A 20114-nucleotide genomic window follows, 5' to 3' on the forward strand; every position below is an offset into this window, starting at 1 on the left:
CCTGAAAAATGCGTCGAAGGCTGCGATCTTTCATCAAGCGAAGAGGTTGTTCATCGCTGCGTATTGCAACAGCATGATGGTCTTGGCGTCACAGATCTCGCCGCGTTGAAATGCTGCCAGTGCCTCATCGAAGCCCCACTCGAGCACTTCCAGTTCTTCGGTTTCCTCTTCCAGCCCACCACCGTCGCTGACTTTGGACGCGGCGTCGTATTCGGCGATAAAAAAGTGCAGCTTCTCCGTCACCGAGCCGGGGCTCATATACGCCTCGAATACTTTCTTCACGTCATGCACGCGATAACCGGTTTCCTCCTCGGCTTCGTCACGAATGCGTTGCTCAGGGGCGGCACCTTCCAGCAACCCCGCCGCCACCTCGATCAACAATCCATCGTGGCCGTTGACGAACACCGGCAAACGAAACTGGCGGGTCAGCACAACCGTGCGCTTTTCGCGGTTGAACAGCAGAATCGCCGCGCCGTTGCCCCGGTCGTAGACCTCGCGGGTCTGGCGCTGCCATTCACCGTTGTTGCGGTGGTAGTCGAAAGTGATTTTCTTCAGCAGATACCAGTCGTGGGACAACACCTGTGTGTCGACGATGTTGACCCGTTCGGCTGTGTTGGACATCGCGTCTGATCCTGTCTTCATGGGGGACTGCCATGGTCGGACAATTGCGCCGACAAAAAAAGCCCGGCAGCGCTACCGGGCTCGTTCAGCCTGGGTTGTTACTGGAAGTCGACGTCGAAGGCCTGGTAGAAGGCGTTGCCGGTGTTGGCGACGATCCACATCAGCACAATGACGTGATGACCCTTCTTGTTCGTCGGCAGTTGCACTTGGTGATCAACCTTGGCCTTCAATTCGCCGGCATGGCTGTAATACGGCACTTGCAGGTAGAAGTCTTCGAAGAACGGCTGGGTTTCGAGCTGCGCACGGCTGATGCGTTGCTGTGGATCCCAGCCGTCTTTGGTGATCAGCCAGCGATAACCACGGGTGGTGTGCGGCGCGGTGTACGCCCAGCTGACCTCGAGAATCTGCCCCGGATCGACATTAAGCAGCGGCCAGTTGAATGAACGGCCGAGCTTCTTGCTCATCTCGTCGTCGGTGTAATTGACGCAATCGCGGGCATCGGTCTTGCCGCCGCTGAGAATGTAGCCATCGGCCGGCGGCGCGACGCTGTCCGAGTCGGTCTCGAAGGGTTGCGGGAACGGCCCGGCATTCACGGCCGGAAAGTTTTTGCCGCCCTCCATTTCATTGACTTGCCAAGCGCCGAGCAAGCCGAGGTCAATGGCCACTGCGCCGCGACTTGCTGGCGAGATGACACGACCGTGTTTGAGTTGGGTTTGTGGGATTGCCTGATTCATCATGTTCACTCCGTTGATTTGAGAACTCTCCTTCCCGAGGAGAGGCCTTCAAGCTAACGGAGGTGAATTTTTTGTCCATCGGCGCTTTTGTCACAGTCCCACCGTGCAAGACGTAAAAAGCCCGGAAATACTGGATGCATAACCAGTGCTCGACGACGCATCGCACTCAACGTGTAGCTGAACACCTACACGCCGAGTCGCCTTTGGTCATTCAGACAGTTGCGCCTGATACTCCTTTTCGTACTGCCCGGCGAGTTGCGTTTTCTGTTTATCGTCGAGCAGTTTGCCGGCCATTTGGAAGAACTTGTGCTCTTCTTCCTCGAGGTGATGATGAACCTTGTCGGAGAGCTTCTTGGCCGTGGCCAGCCACGCCGGACTGGACATTTCGGTCTCGTCGAGTTCTTCCATCATTTCGTCCATTTCGTGGTGCTCGGCGATGGCGTGGCGGCTCAGGTCAACGCCTTCGTCGATTTCCATCAACGGAATGTAGAAGTGTCGCTCTTCAGCGGTTTCATGCGCTTGCAGTTCTGCTTTTAGCTGCTTGTAGGCCTCGACCCGCTCAGGGCTGTCACCGCTGGTCGCGATCAGAGCCTTGGCGTAAGTGCGCTGGCGCTCGTGGCTTTCGCGCAGGGCTTCAAAAATATTCACGGGAATTCCTCATCAATCGCGCTCAGGGAAAGACGCGATAAAAGCCTAGACCGCAACGCTGGTTTGACGGTTCCGCTTGTTCGATCGAAGGGCTTGGAGGCGTTTGCCCGGACGGGTTAGGCTGGGCGTTCAATCACACAAGGAAGTCATGCATGAATTTGCGTATCGAGTTGACGGACAATCCTACCGAGGAACAGCGTCAGGCCATTCTCCAACCGTTGATTGAATACAACGATGCGAAGACCGGCATATCGAAAACCGAACCGTTCGCCTTGATGGTAAAAGATGAGTATGGCGCGATACTGGGCGGGTTGTACGGGCGAGTGACTTTGCGCTGGATGTTCATCGATTTGCTGTCAGTACCGGAACAAAGTCGCGGACAGGGGATTGGTTCCAGGTTAATGGCACAGGCAGAAGCGTTGGCCGAAGACAGGAACTGCTACGGAATCTGGCTCGACACCTTCGATTTTCAGGCGCCGGAGTTCTACAAGAAGCTGGGCTTCAGCCAGTTCGGTGAGATCGTTGACTATCCACCGGGGCACAAGCGGCATTTTTTCCAAAAGCGGCTGATCAACTGACTGTGTCGCTCTTTGCGCAAGCAGGCTCGCTCCCACACTGGAAAGCATTCAATCGGTGGGAGCGAGCCTGCTCGCGAAAGCGCCAGCCGCCTCGACACACAATCAGAGGCAGGTCGCCATCGCCGCCATGCGCCGCATCGCGACAAAATCACTCTGCTGTGCGTAGTAATTCAAAGTCGTACCCGAGGCTTCGGTAATCACATCGACAAACGACTCCGCTGAACGCGTGTAGACCGTCGTGCCGCCAGACTCGCGCGGCTCCAGATAGGCCGCCGCGTCGACGCCGAACACGGCTTCGTCCTGCCAGGCGAATTGCACGCACCGGGCGACGTCTTTCTCCGGCTTGTCCGAGGTCAGGACCTTGTCCGGGCTCTTGCTGCGAGCATCGTTCATCACCGAACCGGCACACCCGGCCAACAGGGCCGCCGCCAGCACTACCATCAGCATTCGCATTGCATTCGCTCATCGAGAAAAAAGCGGACTGTAGCACTGCAACGCGGCAAATCGTTCTGCTTTACTGTTTTATGCGCGACACGCGCGAGCAGCTGCGGCACTCTGAGATCTTCAGCCACACAAGGACATTACATGGCGCCTAGCGACCAACGACATGAACACGCCCTGAAACTGTTTCTCGATGCGCGACCCGAACTGCGCGAGACCCTCGACCATCTCAACCCGCTGCTGGCTCAGGCCAAAGGTGAAACCCAGGCGCAGTACCGCGAAGAACGCTTGCATGAAGCATTCGAGGCTGAGGCAGAAAGCCAGGGGTTGTTTGCCTGGGAGCTGACATTGCAGCTGACCGCTGATTCACCGGAGGACTATCAGGCGCAACGCCTGGAAGTGCATCGGGAAGTGGCGGAAATGGCGGGGATGGACTGGATCGAGTATTGCGATCTTTACGGCATCACCCCGTAATCGATGTAGGAGCTGCCGAAGGCTGCGATCTTTTGATTTTGCTCTTCAAGATCAAAAGATCGCAGCCTTCGGCAGCTCCTACAAAGGTATCTGCGTAAAACTCGGGTTTCGCGGCACGAGCGATAAAGCTTTATCATGGCCGCAGTTTCGCTGATCGAGTCCATCATGAAGTTCGCCATCGCGCTGTTTTCCGCCGCCCATGCGCCCTCCTCGCGCCGTGCCCTGCTGTTTGCCCAGGCTGCGCTGGCCGGCGGCCATGAGATTGTCCGGCTGTTCTTCTATCAGGACGGCGTGTTCAACGCCTCCGATGCAGTGGTGACGCCGCAGGATGAACAGGATTTGCCCAAGCAATGGCGCGCCTTCATCAACGAAAAGCAACTGGATGGGGTGGTCTGCATCGCCGCCGCTCTGCGCCGTGGCGTGTTGAACGAAGAAGAAGCCAAGCGTTACCAGCGTGAAGCGATTTCGCTCAGCGCGCCGTGGGAATTGTCCGGTCTGGGTCAATTGCACGATGCCGTGCAGGACGCTGACCGTCTCATCTGTTTCGGAGGCGCTTGAACATGGCCAAATCGCTGTTGATCATCAGCCGCCAATCGCCATGGTCCGGCCCCGGTGCGCGGGAAGCACTGGATATCGTGCTGGCCGGTGGCGCCTTTGATCTGCCGATCGGTTTGCTGTTTCTCGATGACGGCGTGCTGCAACTGGCCGCCGGGCAGAACGCCAGAGCCTTGCAGCAGAAAGACCTCAGCGCCAATCTGCAGGCGCTGCCGATGTTTGGTGTCGAAGAGCTGTTCTATTGCGCCGAAAGTGCCAATGCTCGCGGTCTTGGCAAACTGTCTCTGGACGAGGCGCAGCCGCTTGCTGCTGAACACATCACCGCCCTTATTGACCGTTACGATCAGGTGATCACCCTCTGATGTCGACTTTGCATGTGTTGTCTCATTCCCCGTTCGCCGACGATCGTCTGAGCAGTTGCCTGCGCCTGCTCGGCAGCGCCGATGCGGTATTGTTGTCCGGCGATGCGGTGTATGCGCTGCAACCGGACACTGTGCCGTTCTCAACCCTTCAAGAGCGAGCAATCAGACTGTTTGTATTGATTGAGGACGCACAGGCGCGTGCGATCGAGATTCCAGACTGGGCCGAGGCCATCGACTACCCGGCGTTTGTCGAACTGTCGATCCATCACGCCAAGGTCAACAGCTGGCTATGAATTCAATGACCGTCGGCGCCCGCGCCATCGAACTGGACAAGGATGGCTTTCTCGTTGACCTCAGCGACTGGTCGCCTGAAGTCGCCAGCGCCCTCGCCGCCGCAGAAGACATCGAGTTGACGCCTGAACACTGGGAAGTCCTCGAGCTGCTGCGCAGCTTCTACGCCGAATTCCAGCTATCGCCGGCCACGCGGCCGCTGATCAAGTACACCGCGTTGAAACTCGGCGCCGACAAAGGCAACAGCCTGCACCTGAACCGACTGTTCAAAGGCACCCCTGCCAAACTCGCCGCGAAACTGGCGGGCCTGCCCAAACCGACGAATTGCCTATGAACGACTTTCCAGCATTGACCCTCGAAACGCCTGCCGAGCACCCGTTCGCGCAATTCGTGCGCATTCTCGGCAAGGGCAAGCGCGGCGCCCGCGACCTGACGCGCGAGGAAGCCCGCGAGGCCATGGGCATGGTGCTCGATGACAAGGTCGAAGATACGCAACTGGGTGCCTTCCTGATGTTGCTGCGCCACAAGGAAGAAAGTGCCGAGGAAATGGCCGGTTTCACCGAAGCCCTGCGCGAACGCTTGCAGGCGCCGTCGCTGAATGTCGACCTGGATTGGCCGACCTACGCCGGCAAAAAACGCCATCTGCCGTGGTATCTGCTGGCAGCCAAATGCCTGGCGCAAAACGGCGTGCGCATCTTCATGCATGGCGGCGGCGCACACACGGCCGGGCGTCTGTACAGCGAACAACTGCTGGGCGAACTGAACATTCCCCTGTGCCGCAATTGGCATCAGGTCGGCACGGCACTGGGCAACGGCGGCCTGGCCTTTATGCCGCTGGTGGACTGGGCGCCGCAACTGCAGAAGATGATCGACCTGCGCAATACCTTGGGCCTGCGGTCGCCGATCCACTCGCTGGCGCGGATTCTCAATCCGTTGGGCGCACGCTGCGGCCTGCAAAGCATTTTTCACCCGGGTTACCAGGCGGTGCATCGCGATGCCAGCGGCTTGCTCGGCGACACGGCAATCGTGGTCAAGGGCGATGGCGGTGAAATCGAGATCAACCCCGACGCCACCAGCCACCTTTATGGCACCAGCGGCGGTCAGAGCTGGGATGAAGAATGGCCGCAGCTGTCAGCGCAGCGCCACGTCAAACCCGCCTCGCTGGACATCGAGCACTTGAGAGCCGTGTGGCGTGGCGATGTGGTCGACAGTTACCCGCAAATGGCCTTGATTGCGACCATGGCCCTCGCCCTGCGCGGTCTCGGTCAGAATCGCGAACAGGCGTTCGCAACCGCCGAGCAGTATTGGGCGGCGCGCAACACATCGATCTAACCGATCATTAGCGCCCGATCTTTGCGCTTTTTGTTCGAACTCATCGGAATAGACTCGACTCCAACGAATATTGGTTTAGGGAGTCTTGATCATGGGTTTACTCGTCGACGGCCACTGGCAGGACAAGTGGTACGAAAGCAGCAAGGACGGCGCGTTCCAGCGCGAACAGGCGCAACGCCGCAACTGGGTGACCGCCGACGGTCAACCAGGCCCCAGCGGTGAAGGCGGTTTCACTGCTGAAGCCGGGCGCTATCACCTCTATGTTTCCCTCGCCTGTCCTTGGGCGCATCGCACGCTGATCCTGCGCAAACTCAAAGGGCTGGAAAGTCTCATCGACGTGTCGGTGGTCAGCTGGCTCATGCTGGAGAACGGCTGGACCTTCGACAAGGCGCTCGGTTCGACAGGCGACAAACTTGATGGCTTCGATTTCATGCACCAGCGGTATACGGCTGATACGCCTGACTACACCGGGCGCGTGACGGTGCCAGTGTTGTGGGACAAGAAACTCAAGCGCATTGTCAGCAATGAATCGGCGGAAATCATCCGCATGTTCAACAGCGCCTTCGACGGGATCACTGGTAACGATCTGGACTTTTATCCGGCGCCGCTACGCAACGAAATCGATGCGCTGAACGAGCGGATCTACCCGGCGGTGAACAACGGAGTCTATCGTGCCGGGTTCGCCACCTCGCAACAGGCATACGAACAGGCGTTCGATGAAGTATTCGCCGAACTGGATCATCTGGAGCAACTGCTGGGTGCCAATCGCTACCTGAGCGGGGAATACCTGACCGAAGCCGATGTGCGCCTGTTCACTACGATGATTCGCTTCGACGCGGTGTATCACGGGCACTTCAAGTGCAACCTGCGGCGGATTGTCGATTATCCGAATCTTTCGAACTGGTTGCGTGAGATGTATCAGTGGCCGGGGATTGCCGAAACGGTGGATTTCCAGCACATCAAGCATCATTACTACGGCAGCCACAAGACGATTAACCCGACGGGAGTTGTACCGAAAGGGCCGGAGCAGGATTTCACTGTGGCCCATGACCGGGCGCGGCTGAGCGGGAAAGGGGTTTGGCGCAGGGGCTAACCACAAAAGCAAAAGATCGCAGCCTTCGGCAGCTCCTACATGAGAATGCGTTCCTCTGTAGGAGCTGCCGAAGGCTGCGATCTTTTGATCTGACTCAGACCTGCGCTTGAGCCCCTTCAAACCACGCCAGTTTCTCGCGCAGTTGCACCACTTCGCCGACGATCACCAGAGTTGGCGCATGCACTTCATGCTCCGCCACCATTCGCGGCAGATCAGCTAGCGTTCCGGTGAAAACCCGCTGATTGACTGTAGTGCCCTGCTGAATCAACGCCGCCGGGGTATCCGCCGCGCGACCATGCTTGATCAACTGCTCGCAGATGATCGGCAGGCCCACCAGGCCCATGTAAAACACCAGCGTCTGCGCCGGGGCGACAAGATCGGCCCATGGCAGATCGGTGGAACCATCCTTCAAGTGGCCAGTGACAAACCGCACGGACTGCGCATGGTCACGGTGGGTCAGCGGGATCCCCGCATAAGCGGCGCAACCGCTGGCCGCCGTGATGCCTGGCACCACCTGGAATGGAATACCGTGGGCCGCCAGTTCTTCGATCTCTTCGCCACCGCGGCCGAAGATAAACGGATCGCCGCCCTTCAACCGCACCACACGCTTGCCAGCCTTGGCCAGATCGACCAGTTGCTGGTTGATCTGATCCTGCGGCACGGCGTGTTCGGAGCGCCGCTTGCCGACATACACCCGCTCGGCATCGCGACGGCACAACTCGAGAATCGCCGGCGCCACCAGGCGGTCATAGAGCACCACATCGGCTTGCTGCATCAGACGCAGTGCGCGGAAGGTCAACAGATCCGGATCACCCGGACCGGCACCGACCAGATAAACCTCGCCAGTGGTGACCATTGGCTCGCCATCGACCTTGGCCTGCAACAGGCGCTCGGCTTCAGCGCCCTGCCCGGCCAGTTGACGATCGGCGATCGGGCCCTGGAAAACGTCTTCCCAGAAGCCGCGACGCTGCTGCACATCCGGAAACAGGTTTTTCACCTGATTGCGAAAACGCGCAGCTAATCCAGCCAACTGGCCGTAAGTCGAAGGAATCCAGGTTTCGATTTTGGCGCGGATCAGGCGCGCCAGTACCGGCGCATCGCCACCGCTGGACACGGCGATGATCAACGGCGAGCGATCGACGATCGCCGGGAAGATCACGCTGCACAAGGCCGGCGCATCGACCACGTTGACCGGCACGCAACGGCGGTGGGCGTCGGTGGAGACTTGCGCGTTGAGCGTTTCGTCGTCGGTAGCGGCAATGATCAGCCCGCAACCGTCCAGATCCGTTTCGGCGTAACCGCGCAACAGGCATTCACCGCCGCTGGCAGCGACCAGTTCGGCCAGTTGCGTTTCGATTTCAGGTGCGACCACCCGCAGCAGCGCACCGGCATCGGCCAGCAGGCGGGATTTGCGCAAGGCAATTTCCCCCCCACCGACAACCAACACACGACTGCCGCGCAGGTTGTGAAACAGCGGCAGATATTTCATTTAGCCGATGACCTCAAGGCCACCCATGTACGGCTTGAGCACGTCCGGCACACGGATCGAACCGTCGGCCTGCTGGTAGTTTTCCAGTACCGCAACCAGAGTACGACCGACCGCCAGACCAGAGCCGTTCAAGGTGTGCACCAGCTCAGGCTTGCCGGTTTCCGGGTTACGGAAACGCGCCTGCATGCGACGCGCCTGGAAGTCACCGCAGTTGGAGCACGAGGAGATTTCGCGGTATTTGTCCTGGCTCGGAATCCACACTTCGAGGTCGTAGGTCTTGACCGCGCTGAAGCCCATGTCGCCAGTGCACAGCGCCAGGGTGCGGTAAGGCAGACCGAGCAGCTGCAGGACTTTTTCGGCGTTGGCAGTCAGGCTTTCCAGCGCTTCCATCGATTGCGACGGTTCGACGATCTGGACCATTTCGACTTTGTCGAACTGGTGCTGGCGGATCATGCCACGCGTGTCGCGACCCGACGCGCCGGCTTCGCTGCGGAAGCATGGGGTGTGGGCGACAAACTTGATCGGCAACAACTTCGAATCGACGATTTCGCCGGCAACGATGTTGGTCAGCGACACTTCGGCGGTTGGAATCAGGTACAGATCGGCTTCGCCTTCGCGGGCAATCTTGAACAGATCTTCTTCGAACTTCGGCAGCTGGCCGGTACCTTGCAGCGCCGGAGCCTGAACCAGATAAGGCGTGTAAGCCTCTTCGTAGCCATGTTCGGTGACATGCAGGTTGATCATGAACTGCGCCAGCGCACGATGCAGACGCGCGATCGGGCCACGCAACAAGGCGAAACGAGCACCGGACAGCTTGGCGGCGGTTTCGAAGTCCAGCCAGCCGAACTTCTCGCCGAGGGCGACGTGGTCTTTCACTTCGAAATCGAACTGGGTCGGGGTGCCCCAGCGGCGCACTTCGACGTTGTCGTCTTCGTCCTTGCCGACCGGAACCGATTCGTGCGGCAGGTTGGGGATACCGAGCAGGATCGAATCGAGTTCGGTCTGGATCGCGTCCAGCTCGACCTTGCCAGCGCTCAGCTCGCCTGCCATGCGCTCGACGTCCGCCATCAGCGGCGCGATGTCTTCGCCGCGCTGCTTGGCCTGCCCGATGGATTTGGAACGCGCGTTACGCTCAGCCTGCAGTGCTTCGGTGCGGGTCTGGACAGTCTTGCGCTGTTCTTCCAGCGCTTCGATGCGCGCGGTGTCCAGGGCAAAGCCACGGGAAGCCAGGCGGTCCGCTACGTCCTGAAGGTTGCTACGTAACAGTTTGGAATCGAGCATGTCGGTTTCTCGTTATCAAAGTTTGGTCAGGGACAGGCCGGCCCACGTTGCGAGCAGCCCGCCGAATACGCTGAGTGCCGCGTAGCCCAGGGCCAGCAACACTTGCCCGCTTTCCAGCAGGCGCACCGTATCCAGTGAAAAGGATGAAAAAGTCGTCAGCCCCCCGAGGAAGCCGACCATCAACCCGGCGCGCACCTCGATCGGCACCTCCGGGCGTATCAGAAACAGGCCGTACAACACGCCAATCACCAGGCAGCCCACGATATTAACGGCCAGCGTCGCGGTATAGAAGTGCCGCGGCCAATTGGCGCTGACCCAATTACCCGTGGCGAAGCGCAACAATGTGCCGGCAACACCGCCGACCGACACTGCAAGGATCAATGGAACCACTATTTTCTCCGCTGCCGAGGGCTCAGACGATCGAGTTGAGCGAGGTGATTGAGTTTTTCGCCGATCTTCAACTCCAAGCCGCGGGGTACGGGCTGATAGAACGGAATCGGCTCGAGTTCTTCCGGAAAATAGTCTTCACCGGCAGCATAAGCGTCCGGCTCGTCGTGGGCGTAACGGTATTCGTCGCCATAACCCAATTGCTTCATCAGCTTGGTCGGTGCATTGCGCAAATGCAGCGGCACTTCCAGCGAGCCGTTTTCGGCAGCCGCGCGCAGTGCAGTTTTGAAGCCCATGTACACCGCGTTGCTTTTCGGTGCACAGGCCAGATAAGTGATGGCCTGGGCGACCGCCAATTCGCCCTCGGGGCTGCCGAGACGCTCCTGCACCTCCCACGCGGCCAGGCACAGGCTCAGTGCACGCGGGTCGGCGTTGCCGATGTCTTCGCTCGCCATGCGCACCACGCGTCGCGCCAGGTACAGCGGATCGCAACCGCCGTCGATCATCCGCGCAAACCAGTAAAGCGCGCCGTCGGGATTGGAACCGCGCACGGATTTGTGCAGCGCCGAGATCTGGTCGTAGAACGCTTCACCGCCCTTGTCGAACCGCCGGCGCGTATCGCCGAGCAGACTTTGCAGCAGCTCGATGCCGATTTCGCTGTCGTCTTCAGCCAGATCGGAAGCGTTCTCCAGCAGATTGAGCAGGCGCCGGCCATCGCCATCAGCGGCGGACAGCAACATCTGGAAGCCTTCATCGCTCAGGGTCAGGTTGCGCTTGCCCAGGCCGCGCTCTTCGGTGAGTGCGCGGTGGACCAGTTTGCGCAAGGCCGCTTCGTCTAGGCTTTTCAGCACGTAGACGCGGGCCCGCGATAACAAAGCGTTGTTCAGTTCGAACGAAGGGTTTTCGGTGGTGGCGCCGATGAAGATCAGCGTGCCGTCTTCAACGTAGGGCAGAAACGCGTCCTGCTGCGACTTGTTGAAGCGGTGCACTTCATCGACAAACAGGATCGTGCGCTTGCCGTACTGGCCGGCCTGCTGCTTGGCAATTTCAACGGCCTGGCGGATTTCCTTGACCCCGGCGAGCACCGCCGAAACCGTTTCGAAGTGCGCATCGGAGACTTCTGCGAGCAAGCGCGCCAGGGTGGTCTTACCCACGCCCGGCGGCCCCCAGAAGATCATCGAATGCAGCGCGCCCTGCTCCAGCGCCTCACGCAGAGGCTTGCCGCGAGCGAGTACGTGTTCCTGACCGACGTACTCATCCAGATTGGCCGCACGCAGACGGGCGGCCAAGGGCTGGGCAATCGGTGCACTGCGAAACAGATCCATCACGTAGCGTTGAAACCTCTGATTTTCTGAAATCTGCTGAAGAACCTGTGGTGAGGGGATTTATCCCCTCACCACAATAGCCCCTCAATAGCAGGCCCTCACCACAAAGGCCCTGACACAAAGGGCCGGTGCTTATTCCTGGATAACGTCGGCACCCTTGGGAATGTCGAATTTGAATTTGGACGCTGGCACCGCTTCGTTGGCCTTGACCCCGGTAAACAGGATATTGGTGCGCTGGCCGACGCTGTCAATCAATTGCATGTCATTGAGCAGGCCGTTGCGGAACGACAGGCGCAGATTGTCGAACAGGGTGTCCTTGGTTTTCGGCTTGAGGGTGAAGTCGATGACACCGCCCGCCTCTTTTGCGCTGATATCGAAGCTCTGGCTGATCTTCGAGACATCGCCGGACAACAGCAAGGCCGGCGTCTGGGTCAGACGCTCATCGAGCTTCTTGATGGTTGCCTGCTCCAGATCCGGGTCCCACAGGGTGACTTTCTTGCCATCGGAGACCATGGTCTGCTCGGCCGGCGCATTGGTGTGCCAGTAGAACAGGCCCGGACGCTGCAGGGTCATGTTGCCGGTGGTTTCCTGCAACTGGGTGCCGGTGCCATCGAGGGTCAACTGCGAAAAGTTCGCCGACAGGGTTTTCGATGTTTCGAGCAATTGGGTCAGACGCGCCACGTCCTTTTCATCGGCGTGGGCCGTGAGTGTGGTCAGCGCCAGTACTGGCAACAGCATGCGGATAAGGCGCATGAGAGTCCTCTTGAATACTCGTGGGAGAGCGAGTGGCGCGTCATTGCGCCACTCGAGTCGTTGCGTTTCAGTCGCGTACCGGGCCTGGGGCCAGGACTTCACGCGAACCGTTGGTGTTCATTGAGGTAACGACGCCAGCCATTTCCATCGCCTCGATCATCCGCGCGGCACGGTTGTAGCCGATCTTCAGCTTGCGCTGCACAGCGGAAATCGACGCACGACGACTTTCGAGGACGAACTGCACCGCTTCGTCATACAGCGCGTCGGCTTCCGGATCATCACCGTCGCCACCACCGCTGCTGCCTTCAAAGCCGCTGCCCGCCTCTTCGACACCGTTGAGAATGTCGTCGTTGTACTCAGGCGCACCGCGCAATTTCCAGGCCTCGACCACGCGGTGAACCTCATCGTCGGAGACGAACGCGCCGTGAACCCGGATCGGCAAACTGGTGCCCGGCGGCATGTAGAGCATGTCACCGTGCCCGAGCAGTTGCTCGGCGCCACCCTGGTCGATGATGGTTCGCGAATCGATCTTGCTCGATACCTGAAACGCCATACGTGTCGGGATGTTGGCTTTGATCAGACCAGTGATCACGTCCACCGACGGGCGCTGGGTGGCAAGAATCAAGTGAATCCCCGCCGCACGCGCCTTTTGCGCAATACGCGCGATCAGTTCTTCAACCTTCTTGCCGACGATCATCATCATGTCGGCAAATTCGTCCACAACTACGACGATGGTCGGCAGTTTCTGCAGCAGCGGCGCTTCGTCGTGAATGCTTTCGCGCTTGTACAGCGGATCGCTCAACGGCTCGCCGGCATCCTGGGCTTCCTTGACCTTGGCGTTGAAGCCGGACAGGTTACGCACGCCCATTTTCGCCATCAGCTTGTAGCGACGCTCCATCTCGGCAACGCTCCAGCGTAAGGCGTTGGCGGCGTCCTTCATGTCGGTCACTACCGGGCAAAGCAGGTGCGGAATGCCTTCGTAGATCGACAGCTCAAGCATCTTCGGGTCGATCATGATCAGCTTGGCATCGTCCGGGCCGGACTTGAACAGGATCGACAGGATCATCGCGTTCACGCCCACGGACTTACCGGAACCGGTGGTACCGGCCACCAGCAAGTGCGGCATCTTCGCCAGGTCGGTGATGACCGGCTTGCCGCCGATATCGTGACCGAGCGCCAGGGTGACCGGGGATTTGAAGTTGTCGTACTCGGGGGTCGACAGCACCTCGGAGAAACGCACGATCTGGCGGTCTTCGTTGGGAATCTCGATACCCACAGTGGTCTTGCCCGGAATCACCTCGACCACCCGCACACTGGTCACCGCCAGCGAACGCGCCAGGTCTTTGGCCAGGTTGGCGATGCGGCTGACTTTTACCCCGGCGGCAGGCTGGATTTCATATCGGGTAATCACTGGACCCGGATGGATCGAATCAACGGTGACTTCGACGCCGAACTCCTTGAGCTTGATTTCCAGCAAGTGGCCGACCGCTGCCAAGGATTCAGGCGAATAGTTGAGCTGTTTCTTTTCCGCAGGATCAAGAATGGAGATCGGCGGCAAGGTGCCTTCGACCGCGCTGTCGACGAACAACGGCGCCTGCTTCTCTTTCTGCACGCGCTTGCTCGGCTCCGGCGCCTTGGCTGGTGCCGGCGCGATCACCGGTGGCACCTGTTTCTCGCGGTCTGACATGTGCTTGCTCAACGCTTGCTCGCGCTCGATCAGGCGTTCCTTGACCTTGGCCTGTTCACGCTTGTCGGTGACAGTCGGTGCGACCACATCGTGGACGCGGTCATCGACCTCACGCAGTTGCGCAACCAGTTGCTTGCGCTCAGTACGCGCCGACCACCAGCGGTTGAGCGCGCCCTGGAACAGCTCGAACAGATCGAGGGTGATCTTGCCGGTGACGTCCATCACCTTGAACCACGACAGGTCGGTGAATACGGTCAGGCCGAACAGGAACAGAGCGATGAACAGCAGCGTGCTGCCCTGAATGTTCAGCGCATTCTTCGCCAGATCGCCAAGGCTTTCGCCCAGGGCACCGCCAGCGCCAGCCGGCAGACCGGTCGCGGCATGGAAATGAATGTGCGCCAGCGCAGCACCGGAGAGCACGAGGAATACCAGACCGATCAGACGCCAGGAAAACAGCCAGCCGCTCCACTGCCATGGTTCGTGGCGTTGACGGAAGATCTGGTACGCCTTGACCGCCAGCAACAACGGAAAGATATAGGCGAAGTAACCGAGCACCATGAACAGGATATCGGCGCTGTATGAGCCGGCCGGGCCACCGAAGTTCTGCACATCGTCGATCTTGCTGTTATGGCTCCACCCCGGATCGTCCTTGCCGTAGGTCAGCAAAGCCATCATCAGGAACAGGCACAAAGCGCCAATGGCGATCAATGCACCTTCCTTGAGCCGGTAGTGCAGTTGCTGGCGCCAGAGCGGAACGACTGTTTTGGGTGCTTCGGTGGTCTTCTTCAAAACGCTTCTTTTCCTGCGCCCGAGGCGCGTCCATCTATTGAATGACGATAAAAAACTGCCCAATCCAGGCAGGTGAAAAAGGTGAAAAGCTCAACTGGGACTACTTTTAACACTGTGCCACTGGTTTTATAAACACAGCCATAAACACTGTGCGCAGCGTATAGCCTGTCACAACCCGGCATTGTACGGGTTTGTGCGTCCGATGCCATGTTTGAGACCCCAGCCTTGAGCATAGCCAAACGTACATGCACTGCGTTGCAATTGGAGCATGCATTGTCTTTTGTGACAAAGGCTTATGAGCTGTATTTGATGAACGTAGCGAACCTGGCCGGATCAGGCTCACAGGAATGCTCGACAGCATCGACACGGCGACGCTTACGACCACGGGCGACACATCAGTTTGCAGCTCAATGCTCACTGCAGCAGACATCTGTGCAGGACAGTGGCGCCGTTTCGCGGCAAACTCTTTCGCGGGGCCTGCACGCCCCTGACCGCCCTCCCCTTCTGCAAGCCTGGATGCCATGCTGACTTGGTTACAACGTAATTCTCTGACCTTTCCGCCACTGGAAAAAGCCATGCGCGAGCCGAACGGATTGCTCGCCGCCGGCGGCGATCTTTCCGCCGATCGACTGATCCAGGCCTATCGCCATGGCTGCTTTCCCTGGTTCTCCGAAGGCCAACCCATTCTCTGGTGGTCGCCAGACCCTCGCACCGTGCTGTTTCCCGACGAACTGCACGTCTCGCGCAGTCTCGGCAAGCTGCTGCGCAAGCAACGCTATCAAGTGACCTTCGATAAGGATTTCGACGCCGTCATCCGCGCCTGCGCTGCCCCGCGTGACTACGCCGACGGCACCTGGATCACCGAGGCCATGCAGGATGCTTACGTAGAATTGCATCGGCGCGGTTTCGCTCATTCGGTTGAGGTCTGGGACGAGGGACAGTTGGTCGGCGGCTTGTACGGCCTGGCGATGGGCCAACTGTTTTTTGGCGAGTCGATGTTCAGCCGCGCTGACAACGCGTCCAAATATGGCTTTGCCACGCTGATCCAGCATTTGAAAGCCGCCGAATTTGTGCTGATCGACTGCCAGATGCCGACCGATCACCTGCACAGCCTCGGTGCGCGGTCGATTCCGCGCGGCGAATTCGCCGACTATCTGCGGCGCCATCTAGATCAACCGAATTCAGCGACCTGGGTTTGCTGAGCGACTTTTGCGCAGGTGGCTTACACTTAATCCACCAGCTTATCCCGAGGGTTGATTCATGACCGAGTTGGCGCGTTTGAAGTTTTATGCCACTCAGCCCCACTCTTGCAGTTATCTGCCCGAGGAGCAGGCCACGACGCTGTTTCTCGACCCGAGTCAGCCCATGGATGTGCATGTCTACGCAGACCTGTCGGAAATGGGCTTTCGTCGCAGCGGCGATCATTTGTACCGGCCGCATTGCCAGAATTGCAATGCGTGCGTGCCTGCGCGCATTCCCTCCGCACAATTCATCACCAATCGCCAGCAAAAGCGCATCTACAAACGCAACGCGGATTTGCAGGTGCAGCCGGTCAAACCGCACTTCAGCGAAGAATATTTCGACCTGTACCAGCGCTACATAGAACAGCGCCATGCCGACGGCGACATGTACCCGCCAAGCCGCGATCAGTTCTCGACGTTCCTGGTGCGTGACCTGCCCTTCTCGCGCTTCTACGAGTTTCGACTCGACGGACGGTTGCTCGCGGTGGCGGTGACCGATCTGCTGCCCAACGGTTTGTCAGCGGTGTACACCTTCTACGAACCGAACGAAGAACGCCGCAGCCTCGGCCGTTACGCAATCCTCTGGCAAATCGCCGAGAGCCAGCGTCTGGGCCTTGAGGCCGTGTACTTGGGTTACTGGATCAAGAACTGCAAAAAGATGAACTACAAGACGCAATATCGGCCCATCGAATTGCTGATCAATCAGCGCTGGGTCATCCTGAACTGAACCTGCGGCCTAAACCCCTTGGCGTAAACACCATTTTTCGGGCACAATGCACGCCGCTTTTGCCTGGCGCAGTTGCACCGGGCCATTCATTGGATACCGAGGGCTTTACTGCATGTCGAAAGAAGACAGCTTCGAAATGGAAGGCACTGTCGTCGACACCCTGCCCAACACCATGTTTCGTGTGGAGTTGGAAAATGGGCACGTCGTAACCGCGCATATTTCCGGCAAGATGCGCAAGAACTACATTCGTATTCTTACCGGTGACAAAGTGCGCGTCGAGCTGACGCCCTATGACTTGAGCAAAGGGCGGATCACTTACCGCGCTCGTTAATCAAGTCAATACAGAACGCCCGGGTTATGCCGGGCGTTTTTGTATCTGCGTTTTGAGCTTTGGGAGCTGGGGACTTATCCGTTGCTACGGGTGTTGGCGCTGGCGGTTTCGCTCTACAGCAAGCAGATCAAAAGATCGCAGCCTTCGGCAGCTCCGGTTGGATCGCGTGAATTCGATAGAAACGGGTTGACCTGCAGGCCGCCTTCGCGAGCAGGCTCGCTCCCACAGAAAAGCAAAGGCAAAGGCAAAGGCAAAGGCAAAGGCAAAGGCAAAGGCAAAAGATCGCAGCCTTCGGCAGCTCCTACACAATGAGCTTTAGCTCGAGTACCGCTTTTGATCTTGATCCACCGGCGACGTCGGAAGGCTGAGCGGAGGGATTGATCCGGGCTTGGGAGCGCAGCGACCGTCTGGCGCAGCCAGACACAGCGGAAGGAGGTGCAGCGAAGCAAACCGGAACCGCTGCGCCCGTATCAGTCCCGGAGCGAAGGAACCCGAGCCTGCGAGGGCCGAACGCAGGAGCAAGCGTTTTTTTGCTTACTTTTTTTAGGCGTTTGTAAAAAAAGTGAGTCGCCGTAAGGGCGAAACCTTAATAAGCCATCACCGCAGCAACGGATATACGCCCAAAGCCCAAAAACACCAGACAACAAAAAGGCGCCCGAAGGCGCCTTTCCAATCCACATCAAGCCGTCAGGCCATTTCTGCAGTGGTCTCGAAGTCGAACGTCAACTCCCCATCCTTGATGTCGATGTGCACCACACCGCCATGCTCGGCCAGTTCGCCAAACAGAATCTCCTCCGCCAGCGGACGCTTGATCTTGTCCTGGATCAGACGCGCCATTGGACGTGCGCCCATCGCCGAGTCATAACCACCCGCCGCCAGCCAACTACGCGCAGCATCAGTAACCTCAAGCAACACACGCTTGTCTTCCAACTGCGCCTGAAGCTCGGTGAGGAACTTGTCCACCACACTTTTGATGACCTCATGGCTGAGGCGACCAAACTGGATAATGGTGTCCAGACGGTTACGGAATTCCGGCGTAAAGCTCTTCTTGATCACTTCCATCGCATCGGACGAGTGGTCCTGATGGGTGAAACCGATCGAAGCCCGCGCTGCCGTCTCGGCACCGGCGTTGGTGGTCATGATCACGATCACATTGCGGAAGTCCGCCTTGCGCCCGTTGTTGTCGGTCAGCGTGCCGTGGTCCATGACCTGCAACAGCAGGTTGAAGACTTCCGGATGCGCCTTCTCGATTTCATCGAGCAGCAATACGCAATGTGGCTGCTTGGTGATCGCTTCGGTCAGCAGACCGCCCTGATCGAAACCGACATAGCCTGGAGGCGCACCGATCAGACGCGATACGGTGTGCCGCTCCATGTACTCGGACATGTCGAAACGCACCAGCTCGATCCCCAGCGCCTTGGCCAGCTGTCGCGCGGCCTCGGTTTTACCGACGCCGGTAGGCCCGGCGAAGAGGAACGAACCGACCGGCTTGTCTGGCGACTTGAGCCCGGCACGCGACAGCTTGATCGCAGTGGACAGCGAATCGATCGCCGCGTCCTGACCAAACACCGTCAGCTTCAGGTCACGCTCCAGGTTACGCAGCAGCTCTTTGTCGGAACTGGTGACATGCTTCGGCGGAATCCGCGCGATTTTCGCGACGATGTCCTCGACCTGCGGCACTTCGATACGCTTGACGCGCATCTCCACCGGTTGCAGACGCTGGTAGGCGCCCGCCTCGTCGATCACGTCGATGGCCTTGTCCGGCATGTGCCGGTCATTGATGTAGCGCGACGCCAGTTCGGCAGCGGCACGCAACGACTCATCGCTGTATTCGATATTGTGATGCTGCTCGAAACGCCCTTTCAGGCCACGCAGGATACCGATGGTGTCTTCCACCGATGGCTCGACGACATCGACCTTCTGGAAGCGACGCGCCAATGCACGGTCCTTCTCGAAGATGCCGCGAAATTCCTGGAACGTGGTCGAACCGATGCAACGAATGTCGCCAGACGACAGCAGCGGCTTGAGCAGATTCGACGCATCCATCACGCCACCGGACGCAGCACCCGCACCGATGATGGTGTGGATCTCGTCGATGAACAGAATCGCCTGCGGACGCTTCTTCAGTTCATTGAGCAGCGCCTTGAAGCGCTTCTCGAAATCACCGCGATACTTGGTACCCGCAAGCAGAGCGCCGAGGTCGAGCGAATAAACAACCGCATTGGCCAGCAGATCCGGCACCTGATTGTCGACGATGCGCTTGGCCAGGCCTTCGGCAATCGCGGTCTTACCCACGCCTGCCTCGCCCACCAGCAGCGGATTGTTCTTGCGCCGGCGCGCAAGAATCTGCGCGACACGCTCGACTTCCGACTCACGACCAACCAACGGATCAATGCGACCCTGGCGCGCGAGTTCGTTGAGGTTGCTGGCATAAGCATCCAGAGGATTGCCTGAAGAAGAAGACTCACCGCCCTCGTCGTCCTGCATATCTTGTTCACCTTCAGAGTGATCGCCGTGCCCCGGTACTTTCGAAATGCCGTGGGCGATGTAGTTGACGACATCGATGCGCGCCACGCTCTGCTGTTTCAGCAGGAACACGGCCTGACTCTCTTGCTCACTGAAGATGGCGACCAGCACGTTGGCGCCGGTCACTTCGCGCTTGCCCGAGCTCTGTACGTGAAAAACAGCACGCTGCAGGACACGCTGGAAGCCCAGGGTTGGCTGGGTTTCACGATCCTCGTCATGGACGGGGATCAATGGCGTGGTGGAGTCGATGAACTCCTGCAGATCATGCTTGAGTTTGTCGAGGTTTGCGCCGCAGGCACGCAAAACGGTGGCGGCAGCCTCATTATCCAATAGGGCCAGCAGGAGATGTTCGACGGTCATGAACTCATGACGCTTCGAACGAGCCTCCTTGAAGGCAAGATTGAGGGTGACTTCGAGCTCGCGGTTTAACATAGCTTCACCTCATACCC

At 58.9% G+C, this 20114-nt stretch carries 22 protein-coding genes; 11 read left to right on the top strand and 11 right to left on the bottom strand.

Annotation, left to right across the window (positions count from 1 at the left end; all coding sequences use genetic code 11):
* Positions 1–33: 33 nt before the first annotated feature.
* From FEE99_RS21235 to FEE99_RS21245, 3 genes are all read right to left on the bottom strand, one after another.
* A complete protein-coding gene (locus FEE99_RS21235) occupies positions 34–621 on the bottom strand; it encodes an NUDIX domain-containing protein (protein ID WP_024013397.1) in 588 nt (195 codons plus the stop codon).
* A 98-nt stretch (positions 622–719) separates the two neighbouring features.
* A complete protein-coding gene (locus tag FEE99_RS21240; RefSeq protein ID WP_041477375.1) occupies positions 720–1355 on the bottom strand; it encodes a lytic polysaccharide monooxygenase auxiliary activity family 9 protein in 636 nt (211 codons plus the stop codon).
* Positions 1356–1562: 207 nt separating this feature from the next.
* The gene (locus tag FEE99_RS21245) at positions 1563–2003 is read right to left on the bottom strand and encodes a hemerythrin domain-containing protein (RefSeq protein WP_016775257.1); all 441 of its coding nucleotides are present in this window, start codon (positions 2001–2003) and stop codon (positions 1563–1565) included.
* Between the two features lie 152 nt (positions 2004–2155).
* On the opposite strand from FEE99_RS21245, the gene FEE99_RS21250 reads away from it, so the two are divergent.
* Entirely contained in the window at positions 2156–2581 is a 426-nt protein-coding gene (locus FEE99_RS21250) for a GNAT family N-acetyltransferase (RefSeq protein ID WP_041477053.1), read from the top strand.
* 102 nt (positions 2582–2683) lie between these two features.
* On the opposite strand, the gene FEE99_RS21255 is transcribed toward FEE99_RS21250, so the two are convergent.
* Positions 2684–3034 (bottom strand): hypothetical protein, encoded by a 351-nt coding sequence (locus tag FEE99_RS21255; RefSeq protein ID WP_041477055.1) that lies wholly within the window; start codon positions 3032–3034, stop codon positions 2684–2686.
* Positions 3035–3166: 132 nt separating this feature from the next.
* Here FEE99_RS21255 and FEE99_RS21260 point away from each other — a divergent pair, with 132 nt between their 5' ends.
* The 7 genes from FEE99_RS21260 to FEE99_RS21290 all read left to right on the top strand — a co-directional run bounded on the left by FEE99_RS21260 (position 3167) and on the right by FEE99_RS21290 (position 7129).
* A complete protein-coding gene (locus tag FEE99_RS21260) occupies positions 3167–3496 on the top strand; it encodes a DUF6388 family protein (protein ID WP_041477057.1) in 330 nt (109 codons plus the stop codon).
* 165 nt (positions 3497–3661) lie between these two features.
* Positions 3662–4054, top strand: a complete 393-nt coding sequence (tusD, locus tag FEE99_RS21265) for a sulfurtransferase complex subunit TusD (protein ID WP_041477377.1) — start codon at positions 3662–3664, stop codon at positions 4052–4054.
* Positions 4055–4056: 2 nt separating this feature from the next.
* Positions 4057–4413 carry a sulfurtransferase complex subunit TusC gene (tusC, locus tag FEE99_RS21270; protein WP_041477058.1) on the top strand — a complete coding sequence of 119 codons (357 nt, stop codon included), beginning with the start codon at positions 4057–4059 and terminating at the stop codon, positions 4411–4413.
* On the top strand, positions 4413–4706 hold the full coding sequence (gene tusB, locus FEE99_RS21275; RefSeq protein WP_041477059.1) for a sulfurtransferase complex subunit TusB: 294 nt from the start codon (positions 4413–4415) through the stop codon (positions 4704–4706). The genes tusC and tusB overlap by 1 nt, the downstream gene beginning before the upstream one ends.
* Complete coding sequence (locus tag FEE99_RS21280) at positions 4703–5038, top strand: TusE/DsrC/DsvC family sulfur relay protein (protein ID WP_041477060.1); 336 nt, start codon at positions 4703–4705, stop codon at positions 5036–5038. The genes tusB and FEE99_RS21280 overlap by 4 nt, the downstream gene beginning before the upstream one ends.
* Positions 5035–6036, top strand: a complete 1002-nt coding sequence (locus tag FEE99_RS21285) for a glycosyl transferase family protein (protein ID WP_041477061.1) — start codon at positions 5035–5037, stop codon at positions 6034–6036. Before FEE99_RS21280 ends, FEE99_RS21285 begins: the two co-directional genes overlap by 4 nt.
* A gap of 91 nt (positions 6037–6127) precedes the next feature.
* Complete coding sequence (locus FEE99_RS21290) at positions 6128–7129, top strand: glutathione S-transferase family protein (RefSeq protein ID WP_041477063.1); 1002 nt, start codon at positions 6128–6130, stop codon at positions 7127–7129.
* Positions 7130–7223: 94 nt separating this feature from the next.
* Here FEE99_RS21290 and cysG read toward each other — a convergent pair whose 3' ends face one another.
* The 6 genes from cysG to ftsK all read right to left on the bottom strand — a co-directional run bounded on the left by cysG (position 7224) and on the right by ftsK (position 14840).
* A complete protein-coding gene (gene cysG / locus FEE99_RS21295; protein ID WP_041477064.1) occupies positions 7224–8618 on the bottom strand; it encodes a siroheme synthase CysG in 1395 nt (464 codons plus the stop codon).
* Complete coding sequence (gene serS, locus FEE99_RS21300; RefSeq protein WP_041477066.1) at positions 8619–9899, bottom strand: serine--tRNA ligase; 1281 nt, start codon at positions 9897–9899, stop codon at positions 8619–8621.
* A gap of 15 nt (positions 9900–9914) precedes the next feature.
* A complete protein-coding gene (gene crcB / locus FEE99_RS21305) occupies positions 9915–10289 on the bottom strand; it encodes a fluoride efflux transporter CrcB (protein WP_041477067.1) in 375 nt (124 codons plus the stop codon).
* Positions 10289–11611, bottom strand: a complete 1323-nt coding sequence (locus FEE99_RS21310) for a replication-associated recombination protein A (RefSeq protein ID WP_041477068.1) — start codon at positions 11609–11611, stop codon at positions 10289–10291. The genes crcB and FEE99_RS21310 overlap by 1 nt, the downstream gene beginning before the upstream one ends.
* Positions 11612–11743: 132 nt before the next feature.
* Entirely contained in the window at positions 11744–12364 is a 621-nt protein-coding gene (gene lolA / locus FEE99_RS21315; RefSeq protein ID WP_016775262.1) for an outer membrane lipoprotein chaperone LolA, read from the bottom strand.
* Between the two features lie 67 nt (positions 12365–12431).
* On the bottom strand, positions 12432–14840 hold the full coding sequence (gene ftsK / locus FEE99_RS21320; protein WP_041477069.1) for a DNA translocase FtsK: 2409 nt from the start codon (positions 14838–14840) through the stop codon (positions 12432–12434).
* A 521-nt stretch (positions 14841–15361) separates the two neighbouring features.
* Here ftsK and aat point away from each other — a divergent pair.
* The 3 genes from aat (at position 15362) to infA (ending at position 17139) form a co-directional block, all read left to right on the top strand.
* Positions 15362–16042: a leucyl/phenylalanyl-tRNA--protein transferase gene (gene aat, locus FEE99_RS21325; protein ID WP_041477070.1), complete on the top strand. Its 681-nt coding sequence runs from the start codon at positions 15362–15364 to the stop codon at positions 16040–16042.
* 58 nt (positions 16043–16100) lie between these two features.
* Complete coding sequence (locus tag FEE99_RS21330) at positions 16101–16808, top strand: arginyltransferase (RefSeq protein ID WP_041477071.1); 708 nt, start codon at positions 16101–16103, stop codon at positions 16806–16808.
* 112 nt (positions 16809–16920) lie between these two features.
* Positions 16921–17139, top strand: a complete 219-nt coding sequence (gene infA, locus FEE99_RS21335; protein ID WP_002553999.1) for a translation initiation factor IF-1 — start codon at positions 16921–16923, stop codon at positions 17137–17139.
* A 687-nt stretch (positions 17140–17826) separates the two neighbouring features.
* On the opposite strand, the gene clpA is transcribed toward infA, so the two are convergent.
* Positions 17827–20097, bottom strand: coding sequence for an ATP-dependent Clp protease ATP-binding subunit ClpA (gene clpA / locus FEE99_RS21340; RefSeq protein ID WP_016775266.1), 2271 nt, complete (start codon positions 20095–20097; stop codon positions 17827–17829).
* Positions 20098–20114 lie beyond the last annotated feature (17 nt).

Source organism: Pseudomonas sp. ef1, from assembly GCF_007293365.2.
GTDB classification, from domain to species: Bacteria; Pseudomonadota; Gammaproteobacteria; order Pseudomonadales; family Pseudomonadaceae; genus Aquipseudomonas; species Aquipseudomonas siliginis.